The organism is Brevundimonas pishanensis (assembly GCF_022750635.1).
GTDB lineage: Bacteria > Pseudomonadota > Alphaproteobacteria > Caulobacterales > Caulobacteraceae > Brevundimonas > Brevundimonas pishanensis.
The window spans coordinates 680,845-697,269 of sequence record NZ_JAJKBG010000001.1 but is presented as its reverse complement, the minus strand read 5'-3'; the positions used below and the strand labels follow the sequence as shown (position 1 = coordinate 697,269).

At 61.7% G+C, this 16,425-nt stretch carries 21 protein-coding genes; 10 read left to right on the top strand and 11 right to left on the bottom strand.

Annotated features, from left to right (window positions below):
- Nucleotides 1–26: 26 nt before the first annotated feature.
- The 7 genes from LOX95_RS03370 to LOX95_RS03340 form a co-directional block, all read right to left on the bottom strand.
- On the bottom strand, nt 27–1,823 hold the full coding sequence (locus tag LOX95_RS03370) for a DUF885 domain-containing protein (RefSeq protein ID WP_242913041.1): 1,797 nt from the start codon (nt 1,821–1,823) through the stop codon (nt 27–29).
- Between the two features lie 114 nt (nt 1,824–1,937).
- Entirely contained in the window at nt 1,938–3,752 is a 1,815-nt protein-coding gene (locus LOX95_RS03365; RefSeq protein WP_242913040.1) for a DUF885 domain-containing protein, read from the bottom strand.
- A gap of 108 nt (nt 3,753–3,860) precedes the next feature.
- Nucleotides 3,861–4,085, bottom strand: a complete 225-nt coding sequence (locus LOX95_RS03360; protein ID WP_242913039.1) for a hypothetical protein — start codon at nt 4,083–4,085, stop codon at nt 3,861–3,863.
- A 44-nt stretch (nt 4,086–4,129) separates the two neighbouring features.
- Nucleotides 4,130–4,963 carry an S-formylglutathione hydrolase gene (fghA, locus tag LOX95_RS03355; protein ID WP_242913038.1) on the bottom strand — a complete coding sequence of 278 codons (834 nt, stop codon included), beginning with the start codon at nt 4,961–4,963 and terminating at the stop codon, nt 4,130–4,132.
- A 12-nt stretch (nt 4,964–4,975) separates the two neighbouring features.
- On the bottom strand, nt 4,976–5,536 hold the full coding sequence (locus LOX95_RS03350; RefSeq protein ID WP_242913037.1) for a hypothetical protein: 561 nt from the start codon (nt 5,534–5,536) through the stop codon (nt 4,976–4,978).
- Between the two features lie 74 nt (nt 5,537–5,610).
- The gene (locus tag LOX95_RS03345; RefSeq protein ID WP_242913036.1) at nt 5,611–5,994 is read right to left on the bottom strand and encodes a VOC family protein; all 384 of its coding nucleotides are present in this window, start codon (nt 5,992–5,994) and stop codon (nt 5,611–5,613) included.
- A gap of 69 nt (nt 5,995–6,063) precedes the next feature.
- Complete coding sequence (locus tag LOX95_RS03340; protein WP_242913035.1) at nt 6,064–7,170, bottom strand: S-(hydroxymethyl)glutathione dehydrogenase/class III alcohol dehydrogenase; 1,107 nt, start codon at nt 7,168–7,170, stop codon at nt 6,064–6,066.
- Nucleotides 7,171–7,351: 181 nt separating this feature from the next.
- Here LOX95_RS03340 and LOX95_RS03335 point away from each other — a divergent pair, with 181 nt between their 5' ends.
- Both LOX95_RS03335 and LOX95_RS03330 read left to right on the top strand, forming a co-directional pair.
- Entirely contained in the window at nt 7,352–8,233 is an 882-nt protein-coding gene (locus LOX95_RS03335) for a LysR family transcriptional regulator (protein ID WP_242913034.1), read from the top strand.
- Between the two features lie 3 nt (nt 8,234–8,236).
- Entirely contained in the window at nt 8,237–8,938 is a 702-nt protein-coding gene (locus LOX95_RS03330; protein ID WP_242913033.1) for an NAD-dependent deacylase, read from the top strand.
- On the opposite strand, the gene LOX95_RS03325 is transcribed toward LOX95_RS03330, so the two are convergent.
- Complete coding sequence (locus LOX95_RS03325) at nt 8,928–9,251, bottom strand: YnfA family protein (RefSeq protein WP_242913032.1); 324 nt, start codon at nt 9,249–9,251, stop codon at nt 8,928–8,930. The genes LOX95_RS03330 and LOX95_RS03325 overlap by 11 nt on opposite strands.
- Nucleotides 9,252–9,397: 146 nt before the next feature.
- Here LOX95_RS03325 and LOX95_RS03320 point away from each other — a divergent pair, with 146 nt between their 5' ends.
- The 5 genes from LOX95_RS03320 (at nt 9,398) to truA (ending at nt 12,431) form a co-directional block, all read left to right on the top strand.
- A complete protein-coding gene (locus tag LOX95_RS03320) occupies nt 9,398–9,817 on the top strand; it encodes an acyl-CoA thioesterase (protein WP_242913031.1) in 420 nt (139 codons plus the stop codon).
- Nucleotides 9,818–9,906: 89 nt separating this feature from the next.
- Nucleotides 9,907–10,467, top strand: a complete 561-nt coding sequence (def, locus tag LOX95_RS03315; protein WP_242913030.1) for a peptide deformylase — start codon at nt 9,907–9,909, stop codon at nt 10,465–10,467.
- A complete protein-coding gene (locus tag LOX95_RS03310) occupies nt 10,467–10,679 on the top strand; it encodes a hypothetical protein (protein ID WP_242913029.1) in 213 nt (70 codons plus the stop codon). Before def ends, LOX95_RS03310 begins: the two co-directional genes overlap by 1 nt.
- Before the next feature lie 76 nt (nt 10,680–10,755).
- Entirely contained in the window at nt 10,756–11,679 is a 924-nt protein-coding gene (gene fmt, locus LOX95_RS03305) for a methionyl-tRNA formyltransferase (protein ID WP_242913028.1), read from the top strand.
- A 2-nt stretch (nt 11,680–11,681) separates the two neighbouring features.
- A complete protein-coding gene (truA, locus tag LOX95_RS03300) occupies nt 11,682–12,431 on the top strand; it encodes a tRNA pseudouridine(38-40) synthase TruA (protein ID WP_242913027.1) in 750 nt (249 codons plus the stop codon).
- Here the strand turns inward: truA and LOX95_RS03295 are convergent, their stop codons facing one another.
- Nucleotides 12,432–12,947, bottom strand: coding sequence for a YidB family protein (locus tag LOX95_RS03295; protein WP_427846563.1), 516 nt, complete (start codon nt 12,945–12,947; stop codon nt 12,432–12,434).
- A 231-nt stretch (nt 12,948–13,178) separates the two neighbouring features.
- On the opposite strand from LOX95_RS03295, the gene LOX95_RS03290 reads away from it, so the two are divergent.
- From LOX95_RS03290 to LOX95_RS03280, 3 genes are all read left to right on the top strand, one after another.
- Nucleotides 13,179–13,703 carry a CHAP domain-containing protein gene (locus tag LOX95_RS03290; RefSeq protein ID WP_242913025.1) on the top strand — a complete coding sequence of 175 codons (525 nt, stop codon included), beginning with the start codon at nt 13,179–13,181 and terminating at the stop codon, nt 13,701–13,703.
- Nucleotides 13,704–13,802: 99 nt separating this feature from the next.
- On the top strand, nt 13,803–14,648 hold the full coding sequence (locus LOX95_RS03285; protein ID WP_242913024.1) for a tryptophan 2,3-dioxygenase: 846 nt from the start codon (nt 13,803–13,805) through the stop codon (nt 14,646–14,648).
- 63 nt (nt 14,649–14,711) lie between these two features.
- The gene (locus tag LOX95_RS03280) at nt 14,712–15,164 is read left to right on the top strand and encodes a PA2169 family four-helix-bundle protein (RefSeq protein ID WP_242913023.1); all 453 of its coding nucleotides are present in this window, start codon (nt 14,712–14,714) and stop codon (nt 15,162–15,164) included.
- Nucleotides 15,165–15,223: 59 nt separating this feature from the next.
- Here LOX95_RS03280 and rplS read toward each other — a convergent pair whose 3' ends face one another.
- Nucleotides 15,224–15,631, bottom strand: coding sequence for a 50S ribosomal protein L19 (gene rplS, locus LOX95_RS03275; protein WP_167178502.1), 408 nt, complete (start codon nt 15,629–15,631; stop codon nt 15,224–15,226).
- 16 nt (nt 15,632–15,647) lie between these two features.
- On the bottom strand, nt 15,648–16,358 hold the full coding sequence (trmD, locus tag LOX95_RS03270) for a tRNA (guanosine(37)-N1)-methyltransferase TrmD (RefSeq protein WP_242913022.1): 711 nt from the start codon (nt 16,356–16,358) through the stop codon (nt 15,648–15,650).
- Between the last annotated feature and the right edge of the window lie 67 nt (nt 16,359–16,425).

Here is a 16,425-nt window from a genome sequence, read left to right as displayed (position 1 = left end):
CCTTCGGCCCCTCGTCTTATAGGCTCTTAGCTGCGCAGGCGCTGTTCCAGCACGGCCAGCGGCATGGAGCCGCTGAGCAGCACCTTGTCGTGGAACTGGCGCAGGTCGAAGTCCGGCTTGGCTTCGGCTTCGGCACGCAGGCGAGCGATGACCGTGTGGCCGACCTTGTAGGCGCAGGCTTGGCCCGGCCAGACGGTGTAGCGGTTGATCTCGCTGTTGGCGGCGTCGCGCGGCTTGGCGCCTGAGGCGACCATGTATTCCACGGCGTCCTCGCGGCTCCACTGCTTGGCGTGCATGCCGGTGTCGACCACAAGACGCACAGCACGGAACAGATAGGACATCAGGAAGCCCGCACGGCCCAGGGGATAGCTGGCATAGGCGTTCATGTCATTGGCGGCCACCTGTTCGGCGTACAGCGCCCAGCCTTCGTTGAAGGCCGAGAAACCACCGGCACGGCGCCATTGCGGAAGCTCGCCTGCCTCGCGCTGCAGCGCGACCTGAAGGTGGTGGCCTGGCGACGCCTCGTGATAGGTCAGGGTCGGCAGGGCAAAGCGCGGCCAGTTCCCGCTGTCACGCAGGTTGATGTAGTAGACACCCGGACGCGAACCATCCAGCGGCGGGCCTTGATAATAGCCACCCGGTGCGCCGGACTGGATCGATACCGGCACACGGCGCACCTCCACGTGGGTCTTGGGCAGGCGTCCGAAATACTGCGGCAGCATCGGATCGAGCTGTTTGATCTGGTCATTCAGCCATTGCAGCAGTTCGACCTTGCCCTCGTCGGTGTTCGGGAAGAGTTGGGCCGGATCCTTGTTCAGAGCATCGACGCGCTCGCCGACCGTGCCCTGGGTATACCCCTGAGATTTGAGCACTACGTCCAGTTCGGCGCTGATCTGGGCGACCTGTTCGCGTCCCATCTGGTGAATCTCGTCCGCCGTCAGGGTGGTGGTGGTGTTGGAGCGCAGGCCGTTGGCATAGAAGGCTTCGCCATCCGGCAGACGCCAAACACCTGCATCGTGAACCGCCTGCGGACGCAGGGCTTCCAGCTTGGCGATCTGGGCCGCCAGTGCGGGCTTAACCTCGGTGTCCAGAATGGCCTTGGCCCGGTCGGCATAGCCGGATAGGCCCAGCGCCGCTTCCTTGCGGGCGACCGTCTTGATCATCGACCAGTCACCCGCCGCCATATCGCGCAGGTTGCGGATTTGCGGGAGGGTGCGGTCGATGATGTAGTCCGGCGCGATCACACCCTTGGCGGCATCGAACTCGATCAGTTCATTCTCGCCGTGGATCGATTTGGCGAAATCGGACAGACGCGAAAGGAAGCCATCGGCCCCGTACTTGTCGTCAAAGCGATGCTGGTTCTCAAGGAAGTCCGGCGTCGAATAATAGGCACCCGACAGTTGAGCCACCACGTAGGGCGACGGACGCCCCGGACCCGATCCGTATTCAAAGCGTGCCGTTTCGGCCGCCGTTTCGCGACCGAAGGCGGCGATGGCGTAGTTCAACTGCCCCTGTTCGGAAAGTCCGCTTTGATCGAAGGTTTTAAGCTCGGCCCATTTGGCGGTGGCGCGGGCGCGGTCCTCGTCGCGCGCCGACAATCCTTCGTCGCTGAGCTTGCCGGACAGATGGGCCCACTCGCCCTTGTCCAGTCCAAGGCCCGTCGCCCGCTCGGGGCTTTCCAGAAGCTCGCTGTTGAACCAGCCGTCCAGCAAACTGTTCAGCCGGGCATCGGCATCGCTCAGAGCAGCGCGAGCCTGCGCCAGTGTTGGCGCGGCGGCAGCCACAGCGGCGGCTCCCATCAAAAGGCGGCGACGGTCGATCATCGATAACTCCCCTCGGGTACAGAACCGGCGTCGACAGCCCCTCGCCGTCGCACGCCCGTATTTTTAACGTTAGTGAAGCTTGAACCCGTCGCGCAAGAGACGACCGGATCAGTCTCAGCCCTGCCAATCGCGCAGTTCACGCTCCAGAACAGCCATCGGCACCGGCCCCAGAGCAAGGCCGAAGTCGTGATAGGCCTTGATGTCGAAGCGCGAACCTAATCGGGCCTCGGTCTCTTTGCGCATCTTGGCCCAGACGTTATGGCCCACCTTGTAGGCGCACGCCTGACCGGTCCAGACGCAGTAGCGCTCGACCTCGGTGGTGACATTGGATTCCTGATCTCCCAGCACATCCACCATGTAGCGGATGGCCTGCTCACGGCTCCAGCGCTTGTGGTGCATGCCGGTGTCCACCACCAGCCTGGAGGCCCGGAACATCAGCGACTGCAGGTAGCCAATCTCGCCGAGCGGGTCGTCTTTATAGACCCCCATTTCATCCGCCAGTTGCTCGGCATAGAGGCCCCATCCCTCGAGGTTGGCCGAGAAGCCGATACCCTTGAACAGCAGGGGCAGATCATCTTGCTCCGTCCCCAGAGCAACCTGGAAGTGGTGCCCCGGAGAGGCCTCATGCCAAGTGAGCGTGCGAAGGGTGAATTTGGGCACCTCTGCCGTATCGCGCAGGTTGATATAGAAGGCCCCCGGACGCGAACCATCCAGTGCCGGCCCCATATAATACCCGCCGGGCGCGCCAACTTCGATTTCGGCGGGGATGCGGCGCACTTCCACCGGCGACTTGGGCAGACGTCCGAAATACTGCGGCAGCAGCGTGTTCATGTGCGCGATGTCGAGGTTCAGGTCATCGATGAGGCGCTTCTTGCCTTCATCTGTATTCGGATAGACCTGGCCTTCCATATCGGACAGGCTCGCGACCCTCTGGCCCACGCTGCCTTCAGTCTTGCCGATCTTGCGCAAGAGCGCATCGGCACGGGCCGTCAGTTCGGCGACCTGATCCAGTCCTACCTGATGGATTTCGTCCGCCGACATACCCGTGCTGGTGTAGTAACGCAGAGCATGGGCATAGAACTCATCGCCGCGCGGCTGTTTCCAGATGCCCGCATCGTGGGTCGTGCGGGGCAGCACGGCCTCGTATAGCTCGACCTGCTTTTGCAGCGCAGGATAAACCTTTTTCTTCAGGATTTCCGTCGCCCGCGCCGCCCATTCTCCGGCTAGCCCCTTAGCCGCTGCCCGGTCTGACAAGCTGCTCACGAGGGAATGGTTCTGCGGATCAACCTCGATCAGGTTTCGCAGCTGGGTCAGGGTCTTCTGGACGATAAAGTCAGGCGGGATGACGCCTTTTGCCTGATCCTGCGCGGTGATCTCGCGGTCGTGTTCCAGCTGAACCGCAAAGTCTTCGAGGCGCGACAGATAGGCCTCGGCATCGTCTGTCTGTTCAATGCGGTGCTGCGACCGCATGAAGTCCGGCACGAACTGATATGCGCCCGTCAGTTGGCTGATACGGTACGGGCTGGGATAGCCGCCGACGCCATAGCCCATATCGTCGATGGCTACCGTCGAAGCTCCAAAGAAGCTGACCCAGTCATATTGGGTACGCTCGACGCGGCTCAAAGCTTCGCGATCGATCTGGGCCAGCGTCTGCATCGCGGCCTTCATCTTGGCGCGCTGGACCGTCGCATAGGCGGGCGAGTTGTCACTCAGTTTAAAACGCGCGCCCGCCCTTTCGCCACGGTCGAGACCATAGGAAGTCAACACCGTTGGATCGCTCAGAAGAAAGTCATCCGTGATCTGCTGGATTAGCGCGTGAAACTGTGTCGATGCGGCACCGTCCAAGGCGCGCGCGTAGGACGCTCCCATCGGCACGACGGACATAGCCGCCCCGGCAACAAAGCTTTGAAGCAAACGACGACGATCCATACTCAACCCTCCCAGTGGCCACGGTTATGCGACACTAAGAACAACGGCCCCGCACGCAAGACGTACGGGGCCGTTTCGGGGATTAAGTTTGCGTCACGTGTCCGCGAGTTAAGCGGGCAGATGCTGCTTGATACACTCGCGGATACCGCGCTTCAGATCGCCCGAGGCGGCGGGCTCATAGTGGCCTTCAGCAGCCAGAACAGCGCGCACAGCCGCATCAAGGCCATTCGGAATAGCAGCGACGACCTTCACCTGCCCCTTTTCATGCAGGCAATAGCCCAGCTCGGTGCAGAGGGCGGCAAACATCGGCTCATAAGCGGTCAGATCGGTCATGATCGTCCTCTAGCACTCCCACCCAGGTTTCGACAGCCCGACCTTCAGCCCTTCAGGCGCGCGGCGTGGAAGGCCACGTGGTCAGCGATAAAGCTGGCCATAAAGAAGTAGGAGTGGTCATAGCCCGGCTGCATACGCAGGGTGATCGTCTGACCCGCCTTGTCAGCAGCGGCTTGCAGCAGTTCCGGCTTCAACTGGTTTTCAAGGAAGCTGTCGGCGTCGCCCTGATCGACGAGGATGTCGTCATAGTGCCCCTTGGCCGCCCCCGCTTCTATGAGCAGAACCGCATCATGCTTGGCCCATTCGGCGCGGTCTTCACCCAGATAGGCGGTGAAAGCCTTCTCGCCCCACGGGCAGCGGGTCGGCGAAGAGATCGGCGCAAATGCCGACACCGACTTGAACAGTTCGGGATACTTAAGCGCCAGCGTCAAAGCGCCGTGCCCGCCCATGGAGTGGCCCGAAATGCCGCGCACGCCATTGGCCGGAAACTCCGTCTCGACCTGTTCGATCAGCTCTTTGGTGACGTAGGATTCCATCTTGAAATGGGGTGCCCAGGGAGCCTGGGTCGCATCGACATAAAAGCCCGCGCCTTGGCCCAGATCATAGGCTTCATCATCGGCGACACCCTCACCGCGCGGCGAGGTATCGGGGGCAACGATAATCACACCATGCTCGGCGGCGGCTTGGTACGCGCCGGCCTTAGTGGTGAAGTTGTCCTCGGTGCAGGTCAAGCCCGACAGCCAGTAGAGCACCGGAAACGGCCCTTCGCCCGCAGGCACAAAAACCGACAGGGCCATCGGCGTACCGGTGGTTTCGCTGTCATGCTTCAGATAGCTAAGCTTGCCGCCGTGGACAGTGTGGGTTTTGACGGTTTCCATAAATCACTCCGGTCAGTCAGGCCAGACGCGGGCCATGAACGCATCGTCCAGCAGGCCCTTGTCGCCAAAATATTGATACCAGTCTTTGGGGATCGGCGGGCGTTCGCTGATCAAGGGCTCGCCCCCGCCAAAAGCCTTGAAGCGCACACCCACAAGCACCGGACCACCGGTCACAGACGGCGCGGCCACGCCATTGGCCGCCACGGTCACGGCAGTGACCAGATCGGGCGACAGTTCGGGCTTGCTGCTGACAATCCATGTCTTGGCGCGGTTGCCCGGCTTGATCATCACCAGCAGCATGTTGGACGACCCCGCCTGACGCGGGGCGGCGTTCAACACGGCCTCTGCAGCGGCGGTCACCTGATCCATATAGGGGGTCAGGGACTTTTCATCGACGCGCTGTTTGACGATGTGGTCCGGCATATAGAGCCACACATCTTCCTTTTCCCACGCGCGGGCCGCGGCCTGTTCTTCCGGCGTCGGGCCCTTCATCTGCGGCGGGGTGCGATCGCAGGCGGCCAACGACAAATTCAGGGCCGCAATACCGGCGAAAAGGGCGGACTTCGATCTCATGTCGGCTCACAAGTCTTCAGGGGGATCAGGGCACTTACCATGTCCGCCCCACCCACCCTAGCGGACGTGTCGTCCTATTCCGGACGATACATGGCGCAGATCTTGTTGCCTGCGGGGTCGCGCAAGTAAGCGAGGCAGAGTTTGCCAAAGGGCGTTTCGCGAACGCCGGGGTCTTCTTCGATATGCACGCCGCCGTTCTCGATGCCCGCTTGGTGGAAGGCCCGCACAGCCTCTTCGTTCTCGGCGGCAAAACCGATGGTGCTGCCGTTGGCAAAGGTCGCCGGTTCGCCATTGATCGGCAGGGTGATGCCGAAGGTGCCGTTGCGGGTCATATACATCACGCGCGGAATGCCCGGAATTTTGCGACCCTTGTGATGGCCCAGCGCCCCCAGCACCGCGTCATAGAAAGTCTTGGACGCATCCAGATCAATCGCCCCCAGAATGACGTGCGAAATCATAAAAAACTCCCCTCGATATCATTATCGAGGGGAGCTTAGACTTAGTGAGTTGCTTTTGGCAACTATGTCTTAAAAGACGATGACCGAACGGATCGACTTGCCTTCGTGCATCAGATCGAAAGCCTTGTTGATGTCTTCCAGACCGAAGGTGTGGGTGATCATCGGATCGATCTCGATCTTGCCGTCCATGTACCAGTCGACAATCTTCGGCGTGTCGGTACGGCCGCGCGCACCACCGAAGGCCGAACCGCGCCAGACGCGGCCGGTGACCAGTTGGAACGGACGGGTCGAGATTTCCTTGCCGGCTTCTGCGACGCCGATGATGATGCTTTCACCCCAACCACGGTGGGAGGATTCCAGCGCCTGACGCATGACTTCGGTGTTGCCGGTGCAATCGAAGGTATAGTCCGCACCGCCGTCGGTCAGACGGATGACCTCGGCCACGACGTCGGAAACGTTCTTCGGATTGATGAAATCCGTCATGCCGAAGCGACGGCCCCACTCTTCTTTATCGCCGTTCAGATCAACGCCGATGATCTTGTCAGCGCCAACCATCTTCAGGCCCTGAATGACGTTCAGGCCGATACCGCCCAGACCGAAGACCACGCAGTTCGAGCCCGGCTCGACCTTGGCGGTGTTGGTCACCGCGCCCACGCCCGTGGTCACGCCGCAGCCGATGTAGCAGGCCTTGTCGAAGGGCGCGTCCTTGCGGATTTTCGCCACGGCGATTTCGGGCATGACGGTGAAGTTCGAGAAGGTCGAGCAACCCATGTAGTGGTGGATGGTCTGGCCCTTATAGGAGAAGCGCGAGGTGCCATCCGGCATCAGGCCCTTGCCTTGCGTGCCACGGATCGAGGTGCACAGGTTGGTCTTGCGCGACAGGCACGACTTACACTGGCGGCATTCCGGCGTGTAGAGCGGGATCACGTGATCGCCGACTTCGAGGCTGGTCACGCCCGGGCCGACTTCGACCACAACGCCCGCGCCTTCGTGGCCGAGGATCGACGGGAACAGACCTTCCGAATCCAGGCCATCGAGGGTGTAGGCGTCGGTGTGGCAGACACCCGTGGCCTTGATCTCGATCAGGACTTCACCAAAGCGCGGACCTTCCAGATCGACTTCGACGATCTCCAGCGGCTTTTTGGCTTCGAACGCTACGGCGGCAAGAGATTTCATAATTGTTTGTGTCCTTTCAGGACGCCCTATGCTCGGCCCGCGGGGCCTCGCGACTTGAGGGCAAAAGTCCCAAGATGGTCTATCGTTGTGGACCTTTTTACGCTGCGTTTGGGTTCGCGCCTACCGGTAACAACCGCAAAACATTATTGCGTATTAGCAACAATCCTGCTGCAACATCCCCATGAGCAGGTGGGACGGCATCGACGAGTTTACGGCTGTGGCCGAGCAGGCCAGCTTTTCGGACGCGGCCAGACGGCTCGGGCTGTCGACCTCTGCGGTCAGTCGCGAGATTGCACGGCTGGAGGACCGGTTGCAGACCCGATTGCTGCACCGCACCACCCGCCGTGTAGAGCTGACCGATGCCGGGCGCGAGTTTTTGGCCCGTTGCCGCCGCTTGATCGACGAGCGCGACGAGGCTTTGGCCGCCATCCAGCCGGATGACCATGCCCCGCGCGGCCTGCTACGGATGACGTGTTCAGTTTCCTATGGCGAGCGGTTCATTGCCCCCGCCGTCAATGCCTTTGCGCGGCAATATCCCGAGCTTCGCATCGACCTCGATCTGGACAACCGCCTGCGGGATATGGTCGGCGAAGGCTATGATCTCGCCATCCGTTTCGGCCACCTGACAGACTCGCGCCTGATGGCACGGCGACTGACCTCGCGCTCGCTGATCATGTGCGCCAGCCCCGATTACCTCAGCCGTCGCGGGGCACCGCGTGACCTGTCCGAGATTGCCAGCCACGACACCCTCAGCGGCTCGTCCCAGCAATGGCGTTTTACCGAGGGCGGGCGCGAAGTGACCCTGACCCCGCTCAGCCGCTGGCGCTGCAACTCTGGCACGGCGGTGCTGGACGCCGCAGTACAGGGTCTGGGCCTTTGCCAACTGCCCGACTTCTATGTGCGCGAGGCGTTGGCCAGCGGCCAGCTCGTTTCCCTTCTGGACGAACAGCGTCCTCCGGACGAAGGTGTCTGGGCCGTGCATCCACACCCGCGTCACGTTCCACCCAAGGTGCGGGCTATGATCGACTGGCTGCACGACCATCTGAGCCAACAGGGGACCTAAGACATGAACATCGTCGTCCTGACCGGAGCCGGAATATCTGCCGAGAGCGGCGTGCCGACCTTCCGCGCCAGTGACGGCCTGTGGGAGGGACACCGCGTCGAGGAAGTGGCCACGCCCGAAGGCTTCGCCGCCAACCCCGCGCTGGTGCAAGAGTTCTACAATCTGCGCCGCGCCTTCCTGTCAGAAGTCGAGCCGAACGCCGCCCATCTGGCATTGGCCGAACTGGCGGCGCGCTGGCAGGGCGACTTCACCCTCGTGACCCAGAATGTCGATGACCTGCATGACCGCGCCCATCAGCAGATCATGCCCGCAGCCGGCTTTTCCCTGATCCACATGCACGGTGAACTGCTCAAGGTTCGCTGTACCCGCACCGGCAAGGTCATGGACTGGCACAGCGACCTGCAACCCTACCACCCGTCGCCGTTTGATCCGTCCGGCTATCTGCGCCCGCACATTGTCTGGTTTGGAGAGATACCGCTCGAAATGGCGCAGATCGAAAAAGCGCTGTCGGAGTGCGACCTGTTCCTGTCCATCGGCACGTCGGGCAACGTCTATCCCGCCGCCGGTTTTGTGCAGCTGGCCAGCATGGCGGGCGCACGGACGGTCGAGATCAATCTGGAGCCGACGGTCGGACAGAACCTTTTTTCGGAGCACCTGTATGGTCACGCGACGGAGGTCCTGCCGCCCTTCCTCGCTACCCTCTAGGGCCAAACAGGATAATGGCGGCCCCGATCAGGCACACTGCACCGCCCAGCAGGTCCCAGCGATCAGGCGTGGTCTTTTCCACCACCCGCATCCACACCAGAGACGCGCAGATATAGACCCCGCCATAGGCCGCAAACGCCCGCCCTGCCGCCTCCGACGGCACGAGCGTCAAAAGCCACGCGAAAGCGATCAGACTGGCTACCCCGGGCACCAACCACAGAGGTGAGCGATCCAGTTTGAGCCAAGCCCAGAAGGCAAAGCAGCCTGCGATCTCGGCCACAGCCGCCAACGGATAGACGAGAGCCATCTTCATTGGACTTGTGAAGCACCCGCATCAGGACTGCACAAGCGTTTCATCCCGATACCCAAGGTGATTTGCCGTTTGCATGAAGCGAGTTCATTTTGCGATGCAACAAAGGCCCGCCCCCAGTTTCGTCTCCGGGCCCTGACGGATTTCTCATGACGACCGACGCCAACAACCCCCCTTCGCTGCCGACCACCAAGCCGTACGGCCGCATTATTGCCATGCCGGCCGACACCAACCCTGACGGTGATATCTTCGGCGGCTGGCTTCTGGCGCAGATGGACTTGCACGGTGCCACGCCTGCGTTCGAGCGGGCCGGTGGCCGCTGCGCCACCGTGGCGCTGGATGGCATGGTCTTCCACCAGCCGGTGACCATCGGTGACGAGGTGACCATCTACGCCCGCATCATCCATACGGGCCGGACCTCGATCCGCGTCCACGTCGAGGCCTGGAAGCGTGCTCGCGGTCAGGCCGAAAACGAGAGCGTCCGCGTGACCGAGGGCATCTTCACCTACGTCGCCATCGACGAAGACCGCAAGCCACGCCCCATCCCGGACGTCTCGCCGCTGGGCTGATCGGCAGCACCTTTGTCCCAAATGTGATACTATGGTGCCAAGGTCGCGCTTTCCTTGACCTTGTCACCAGCAGACCCTACCTCCCGATCATGGCTATCCGACGCATTCTGACCATCGACATTCCGGCCGATCTGGCCATCCTCAAGACCGTTGCCGAACCGGTCGCCAGCGTTACGGACGAAACCCGTGCGCTGATGGATGACATGCTGGAAACCATGTACGACGCCCCCGGCATCGGCCTGGCCGCGCCGCAAATCGGCGTGCTGGAACGCGTGGTGGTCATGGACCTCGGCGACAAGGAAGTCCCTGAAGGTCTGGAAGGCGAAGAGGCCGAAAAGGCTTCGCGCAATCCGCGCTATTTCGTGAATCCGGAAATCCTGTGGGCGTCCGAGGAAACCCTGCCTTACGAAGAAGGCTGCCTGTCGATCCCGTCCTATTATGACGCGGTCGAGCGTCCGGCCCGCGTTCGCGTGTCGTACCTGAATTATCAGGGCGAAAAGATCGAGGAAGAGATCGACGGCCTTTATGCGGTTTGCTTCCAACATGAACTGGACCACCTGAATGGCGTTCTGTTCATCGATCACCTGTCGCGCCTGCGCCGCGACCGTGCTGTGACCAAGGTCAAGAAACACCAGAGGATGGCTGCCTAATGTCCCGTCGCCAACGCCGTGAAGTCCAGTCCCGTCGCCCGATGACCCGCGCCGCCAAGGTTGGCGTGGCTTCGGCTGCGACCATCGTGGGCGTCGCCGCCATCGGCGTCATTGCCGGCCTGCTGCTGGATCGTCTGCTCGATTTCGACGACGCTCTGGACGCTGGCGGTGCATGGGATCTGGACGGTTCCACCCACACCCGCTGGCAGTAAGTTCACGCATCCTATAAAGGCGGGGTCCGCCCGCGTTGACACCCTGACCTGAGCTTTCGCGGGCCAAGGAGTCACTATGCGCCTCGCCTTTATGGGAACCCCCGAATTTGCCGTGCCGTCGCTGGCCGAGCTGATTGCCGCCGGTCACGAGATCGTCGCGGTCTATTCCCAGCCGCCACGCCCCAAGGGCCGCGGCCAAAAGCTGACCCCTTCGCCCGTCCATGCTTTTGCAGAGTCGATGGGCTTGCCGGTCTTCACGCCGGAATCCATGAAATCAGACGAGGCTATTGCCCAGTTCCAGTCGCTGGATCTGGATGCCGCCATCGTCGTGGCCTATGGCCAGATCCTGAAAACCGAAGTGCTGGAAGCGCCTGAACTGGGCTGCTTCAACCTACACGGCTCGATGCTGCCGCGTTGGCGCGGTGCCGCACCGATCCAACGCGCGATCATGGCAGGCGACAAACAGACCGCCGTGCAGGTCATGCGTATGAGCGAAGGTCTGGACGAGGGTGCGATCATCCTGTCGGAAGTCCTCGACATCTATCCGACCGACACCGCAGCTTCGCTGTCCGAGCGTATGAGCCACACGGGTGCGGCCCTGTGGTCGCGTGCGCTGGCGGCTATCGAGCGCGGTGGCGCACAGGAAGTCGAACAAGTCGGCGAAGTCACCTACGCCAAGAAGATCACCCCCGCAGAGGCCCGCATTGACTGGAGCCGCCCTGCGTCGGAAGTCGATTGCCACATCCGCGGCCTGTCGCCGTTCCCCGGTGCATGGTTCGAGGTCGAGCATGAGGGCGAGCCTGTTCGTATCAAGGCGCTTCTGTCGGAAGTGGTCGACGGTGCAGGCAAGGCTGGCGAACTGCAGGATCAAGACCTGACTATCGCTTGCGGTGAGGGTGCCGTTCGCCTGATCCGTGCCCAGCGTGCGGGCAAGGCCCAGCAATCAGGGGTCGAACTGCTCAACGGCTTCAAGATCGCCACCGGCACGGTCTTCGCTTAAAAATGCCCCGCTACCGCTTTACGGTCGAATACGACGGCGCGGCCTATAACGGCTTTCAGGCGCAGAAGGACCAACCAACGGTTCAGGGCGCGCTGGAGGCTGCTATTAAGGCCTTCAGCGGTCAGGATGTGCGTATCGCTGCGGCTGGCCGTACCGACACGGGCGTGCATGCCACGGGCCAGACCTGCCATGTCGATCTGTACAAGGACTGGCCGGCCCGCACCGTCATGAACGCCATGAACGCCCACATGCTGGACGAACGGGTGTCGGTGCTGGACTGCGTGCCCGTCAGCGACGAATGGCATGCGCGGTTCACCGCCAATGGTCGCAAATACCTCTATCGCATCCTCAACCGTCCCGGCCGCCCTGCCATCGAGCAGGGCCACGTCTGGCACGTCAAAAAGCCGCTGGATGCCGAGGCGATGAACGAGGCCGCCCAATACCTGTTGGGCCAGCACGACTTCACCACCTTCCGCGATGCCCAATGTCAGGCGCAAAGCCCGATCAAGACCATGGACATCGCCCGCGTGACCCGCGTCGGCAACGAGGTTCATCTGGTGTTCGAGGCCCGCAGCTTCCTGCACCGTCAGGTGCGATCCATGACGGGCTCGCTGGCCGAGGTGGGCCTAGGCCGCTGGACGCCAGAACAGTTCAAGGCCGCCCTCGATGCCGCTGACCGCACGCGATGTGGAGCAGTGGCACCGTCGGACGGCCTCTATCTGACCGGCGTCACATACGACACCGAGGCATAATTACTTCTTCAGCAGTCCGCCAAGGATGCTGCCGAGGCCACCGCCTGCGCCACCACCGGCACCGCCCAGCAGACCCCCGAGGATGTCGCCCATGTCCACACCCTGTTTTGGGTTGGCGGCATCACCGTCCGGCGTCAGCTTGTCGATGATGATCGGCAGAGCCATGACCAGCACACTGGCAGCCTGAGCGGGCGAGACGCCAAGTTTCTGCGCAAACTGCCCGATCGGTCCCGAACCCAGAATGCCTTCAAGCTGGCTGGCCGAGATCGGAAGGTTGTTCCCGCCGCCTAGCCAAGACTTGGCAATATCACCCAAGCCGCCCGCGCTAAACTTTTGGGTCAGGCCCTGAACGCCGCCCTGAGACTGGATCAATTCCTGCACACCGCCGATGGCATCTGCACCGCCCGGAAGGCCGCCCTTACCCATCAGTTCATCCAGAAAGCTCATGGCAACCTCCACATTCTGTGCCGTTTGACCGGCTAAGCTGGCATTAGCTGTGGATTTTTCTATCCGCATAAATGCAAACCTCTGTGACGGGTTTCGCGCATTTCCGCACCGGCGCAAACCCCCGCCCTTACGCGGTTGCAGCATGATGCAATACAGCCAAGGTTAACTGCTGATTAACCTTTTAAACCCACTGTCCGGCATTGGATTTTCCGTTGCACTTTGAAACATTGCTTCAAAGTCACGAAAAGTTCGGCTACGACTTCGCTACCAACAGAACAACAGACAGGAGCACGCCAGTTGATGAAACGGCTCACTGCTGCCACGCTAGCGGCTGCACTCGGAATTTTTGCCATTAATCCGGCCCCTGCCCAAGCAGGTGATCCTTACTGGCAATGCGTCACCTTCGCCCGGATGTTCTCCGGGATTCAGATTTTCGGTGACGCCTGGACCTGGTGGCGCCAAGCTGTCGACCGCTTCCGTACAGGTAACGCACCAGAGACCGGTTCGGTTCTCGTGTTCCAACCACATGGTCGCATGCAGTCCGGTCACGTTGCTGTTGTTTCCGACGTTCTGACCGATCGCGTTATCCGCGTCACCCACGCCAACTGGGGCGGTAGCCGCGGTAAGGTCGAAGAGAATGTCACGGTCGTCGACGTCTCTTCTGAAGGAAACTGGAGCCGCGTGAAGGTCTGGTACAACCCTAGCAACGCTCTGGGCACCACCATCTACCCGACCTACGGCTTCGTTTATAACGGCGCACGCAACGCTCTGAACGAGGGCCGCCAGCTGGCCCAGAACGCTTCGCAGAGCAACAACACCAACTAAGTCTCCAGACTTGGTGAAATCAGCCCCGGCTTCGGTCGGGGCTTTTTCAATTGGCGCTATCGTCTGGCCAGTCGCTGCGGATCAGGCGATATATCTGCCATGACAGAGTCATCTGAAAATATCCGCAGCCATTCCATCGAGAATGCGCGCCATGAGCCGCAGGGCATCACCTATGCAGGCTATCTCTCGCTCGACGCGCTGCTGAACGCGCAAAACCCCCGCTCGGACCAGCATGACGAGATGCTGTTCGTCATCATCCACCAGACAAAGGAACTGTGGCTCAAGCAGATCCTGCACGAGGTGGCACTGGCGCAGAGCCTGATCCGCGCCGGCAATCTGGTGCCAGCCTATAAGTCACTGGCGCGCGTCAGCCGCATCCAGTCGGTCATGACCCAGAGCTGGGACATTCTCGCTACCATGACGCCGGCTGACTACCTGCGCTTCCGTGGTGATCTCGGTAGCTCGTCGGGTTTCCAGAGCGACCAGTTCCGCCGTCTGGAGACGATGCTGGGCCTTAAGGACCCACGCTTCCTGCGCTTCCATGTGGAACGGTCCGAAGCCCATGCCGCTCTGGTGACCGCAATCGAGGCACCGAGTCTGTATGACGATGCCCTGCGCCAGCTATCGCTCGCAGGCGTGCCTGTGCCGGAAGAGGTTCTGAACCGCGACGTCTCGCAAAGCTACGAGCCGCACGAGGGCGTCGAAGCCGCGTGGCTGGAGGTCTATCGCAATACCGAGAAGTGGTGGCCCCTGTACCAACTGGCCGAAAAGCTGGTCGATCTGGACGATGCCCTTCTGACCTGGCGGCACAAGCATGTCGTCACGGTGGAACGCATCATCGGCCGCCGTCAGGGGACCGGCGGGACCGACGGGGTCGGCTATCTGGTCGAGACATTAAAACGCCGCTGTTTCCCGGAACTTTGGTCTTTGCGTACCCAGCTCTGACGGGCAACCATTAGGCCCGCCCAAGAGTTCTCATCAGCCGAGTAACGCTAGCGGAGTGTGCCCATGAGTGCGAATGACCACGACGTCAAAGTCCTGAATGGACTGATCGAGGCCCTGATAGACTGCGCCGACGGCTATGCAGACGCCGCCACCAACTCTGACGAGCCACGCTATGGCCAATGGTTCGACAGGCGCGCTTCGCAGTATCTTGCCCTTGCAGAGACCCTCAAGGGCGAGGTTCGCGCCCGTGGTGGCTCGCCCGAGGACAATGGCTCTATTCTGGCCAAGGCTTCGCGCGCTTTCAGTGGCTTCAAACAGGCAGTGTTGGGCCAGAAGGGCACAATCTACCAACTGATCCAGTCGTCTGAAGAACAGGTCCGCGCGCGCTTTGAACGCGCCGCTAGCGACACCCAGTTGTCGGCCACCACGCGCGACATCGTGCGACGCGGACTGGAGCAGTTGCCGCTCAGCGAGGCGGATCTGGCGGCCCTGACGGCGGATGTCGGCCACTCTTGAGGCAATAAAAAACCCCGGCGGTTTCGCCGGGGTTTTTCATATCTAGCCCAGGGCTAAACTTAAGCTTCGGTCGAGCCTTCGCCGGTGGTCGGAACGACGACCTTACGAGCGGTTTGACGCTCGGCGATACGTGCCGACTTACCGCGACGGTCGCGCAGGTAGTACAGCTTGGCGCGACGGACGACGCCGCGACGCTTGACTTCGATCGAGTCAACGTTCGGGGACAGGATCGGGAAGCGACGTTCCACACCTTCACCGAACGAAATCTTGCGGACCGTGAAGGTCTCGTTGATGCCGCCGCCGTCACGGGCGATGCAGACGCCTTCGAAGGCCTGGATGCGCTCGCGCTCACCTTCCTTAATGCGGACGTTCACGCGCAGGGTGTCACCCGGCTGGAAGTCAGGAATGGTCTTGCCTTCGAGCAGGCGGGCTTTTTCTTCAGCTGCGAGCTGTTGAACGATGTTCATAGTCTATCTCCGGAGCTTATTTGCTCTTTACCTGTAAGTTGGCGAGATGCTGCTCCCAGAGGTCTGGGCGCCGTTCCCGCGTAGTCAGTTCCCGCTGTTCCTGCCGCCACTTTGCGATCTTTTTATGATCGCCCGACAGCAAGATCTCGGGAATGTCGTGGCCTTCGAACGTCCGCGGTCGCGTGTACTGCGGATGCTCTAACAGGTTGTCCTCGAAGCTCTCGGACGACAGGCTTTCCGCCGCACCCAAGACCCCCGGAACCAACCGGACGCACGCCTCGATCGCCACCATTGCCGCCGCCTCGCCACCGGCGAGGACCGCGTTTCCGACGGAGACCTCCTCGAACCCGCGCGCATCAAGTACCCGCTGGTCCACCCCCTCGAAACGGCCGCACAGCACGACGATACCGTCGGCTTTCGCCCATTCCTTCACTCGCGCCTGCGTCAGGGGCCGACCGCGTGCGCTCATGTACAAAAGCGGCCGAGGGGGACCTTGCAAGCTATCGAGAGCCCGCGCCACCACGTCCGCTTTGAGTACCTGACCCGGACCGCCACCCGCAGGGGTGTCGTCCAGGAAGCCGCGCTTATCCTCGGAAAACGCTCGAATGTCCAGCGTTTCCAGATTCCACAGCCCCTTCTCGCGCCACGCCGTACCGATCAGCGAAACGCCGAGCGGACCGGGAAAAGCCTCGGGGAACATGGTCAGGACGGTTGCGGTAAAAGCCATGGCGCGCCCTTTACCCTCCACACCCCCAAAAAGCGAGGGGCGGAAGGTCTGAACCTTCCGCCCCTGC

Coding starts and splice junctions, on each gene's coding strand:
- LOX95_RS03295 (WP_427846563.1), bottom strand. CDS start 12,947: ATGCGGATAGAAAAATCCACAGCTAATGCCAGCTTAGCCGGTCAAACG.
- LOX95_RS03340 (WP_242913035.1), bottom strand. CDS start 7,170: ATGAAATCTCTTGCCGCCGTAGCGTTCGAAGCCAAAAAGCCGCTGGAG.
- trmD (WP_242913022.1), bottom strand. CDS start 16,358: ATGGCTTTTACCGCAACCGTCCTGACCATGTTCCCCGAGGCTTTTCCC.
- truA (WP_242913027.1), top strand. CDS start 11,682: ATGCCCCGCTACCGCTTTACGGTCGAATACGACGGCGCGGCCTATAAC.
- LOX95_RS03280 (WP_242913023.1), top strand. CDS start 14,712: ATGAGTGCGAATGACCACGACGTCAAAGTCCTGAATGGACTGATCGAG.
- fmt (WP_242913028.1), top strand. CDS start 10,756: ATGCGCCTCGCCTTTATGGGAACCCCCGAATTTGCCGTGCCGTCGCTG.
- LOX95_RS03345 (WP_242913036.1), bottom strand. CDS start 5,994: ATGATTTCGCACGTCATTCTGGGGGCGATTGATCTGGATGCGTCCAAG.
- LOX95_RS03285 (WP_242913024.1), top strand. CDS start 13,803: ATGACAGAGTCATCTGAAAATATCCGCAGCCATTCCATCGAGAATGCG.
- fghA (WP_242913038.1), bottom strand. CDS start 4,963: ATGGAAACCGTCAAAACCCACACTGTCCACGGCGGCAAGCTTAGCTAT.
- def (WP_242913030.1), top strand. CDS start 9,907: ATGGCTATCCGACGCATTCTGACCATCGACATTCCGGCCGATCTGGCC.
- LOX95_RS03365 (WP_242913040.1), bottom strand. CDS start 3,752: ATGGATCGTCGTCGTTTGCTTCAAAGCTTTGTTGCCGGGGCGGCTATG.
- LOX95_RS03330 (WP_242913033.1), top strand. CDS start 8,237: ATGAACATCGTCGTCCTGACCGGAGCCGGAATATCTGCCGAGAGCGGC.
- LOX95_RS03360 (WP_242913039.1), bottom strand. CDS start 4,085: ATGACCGATCTGACCGCTTATGAGCCGATGTTTGCCGCCCTCTGCACC.
- LOX95_RS03325 (WP_242913032.1), bottom strand. CDS start 9,251: ATGAAGATGGCTCTCGTCTATCCGTTGGCGGCTGTGGCCGAGATCGCA.
- LOX95_RS03335 (WP_242913034.1), top strand. CDS start 7,352: ATGAGCAGGTGGGACGGCATCGACGAGTTTACGGCTGTGGCCGAGCAG.
- LOX95_RS03310 (WP_242913029.1), top strand. CDS start 10,467: ATGTCCCGTCGCCAACGCCGTGAAGTCCAGTCCCGTCGCCCGATGACC.
- LOX95_RS03350 (WP_242913037.1), bottom strand. CDS start 5,536: ATGAGATCGAAGTCCGCCCTTTTCGCCGGTATTGCGGCCCTGAATTTG.
- rplS (WP_167178502.1), bottom strand. CDS start 15,631: ATGAACATCGTTCAACAGCTCGCAGCTGAAGAAAAAGCCCGCCTGCTC.
- LOX95_RS03370 (WP_242913041.1), bottom strand. CDS start 1,823: ATGATCGACCGTCGCCGCCTTTTGATGGGAGCCGCCGCTGTGGCTGCC.
- LOX95_RS03320 (WP_242913031.1), top strand. CDS start 9,398: ATGACGACCGACGCCAACAACCCCCCTTCGCTGCCGACCACCAAGCCG.
- LOX95_RS03290 (WP_242913025.1), top strand. CDS start 13,179: ATGAAACGGCTCACTGCTGCCACGCTAGCGGCTGCACTCGGAATTTTT.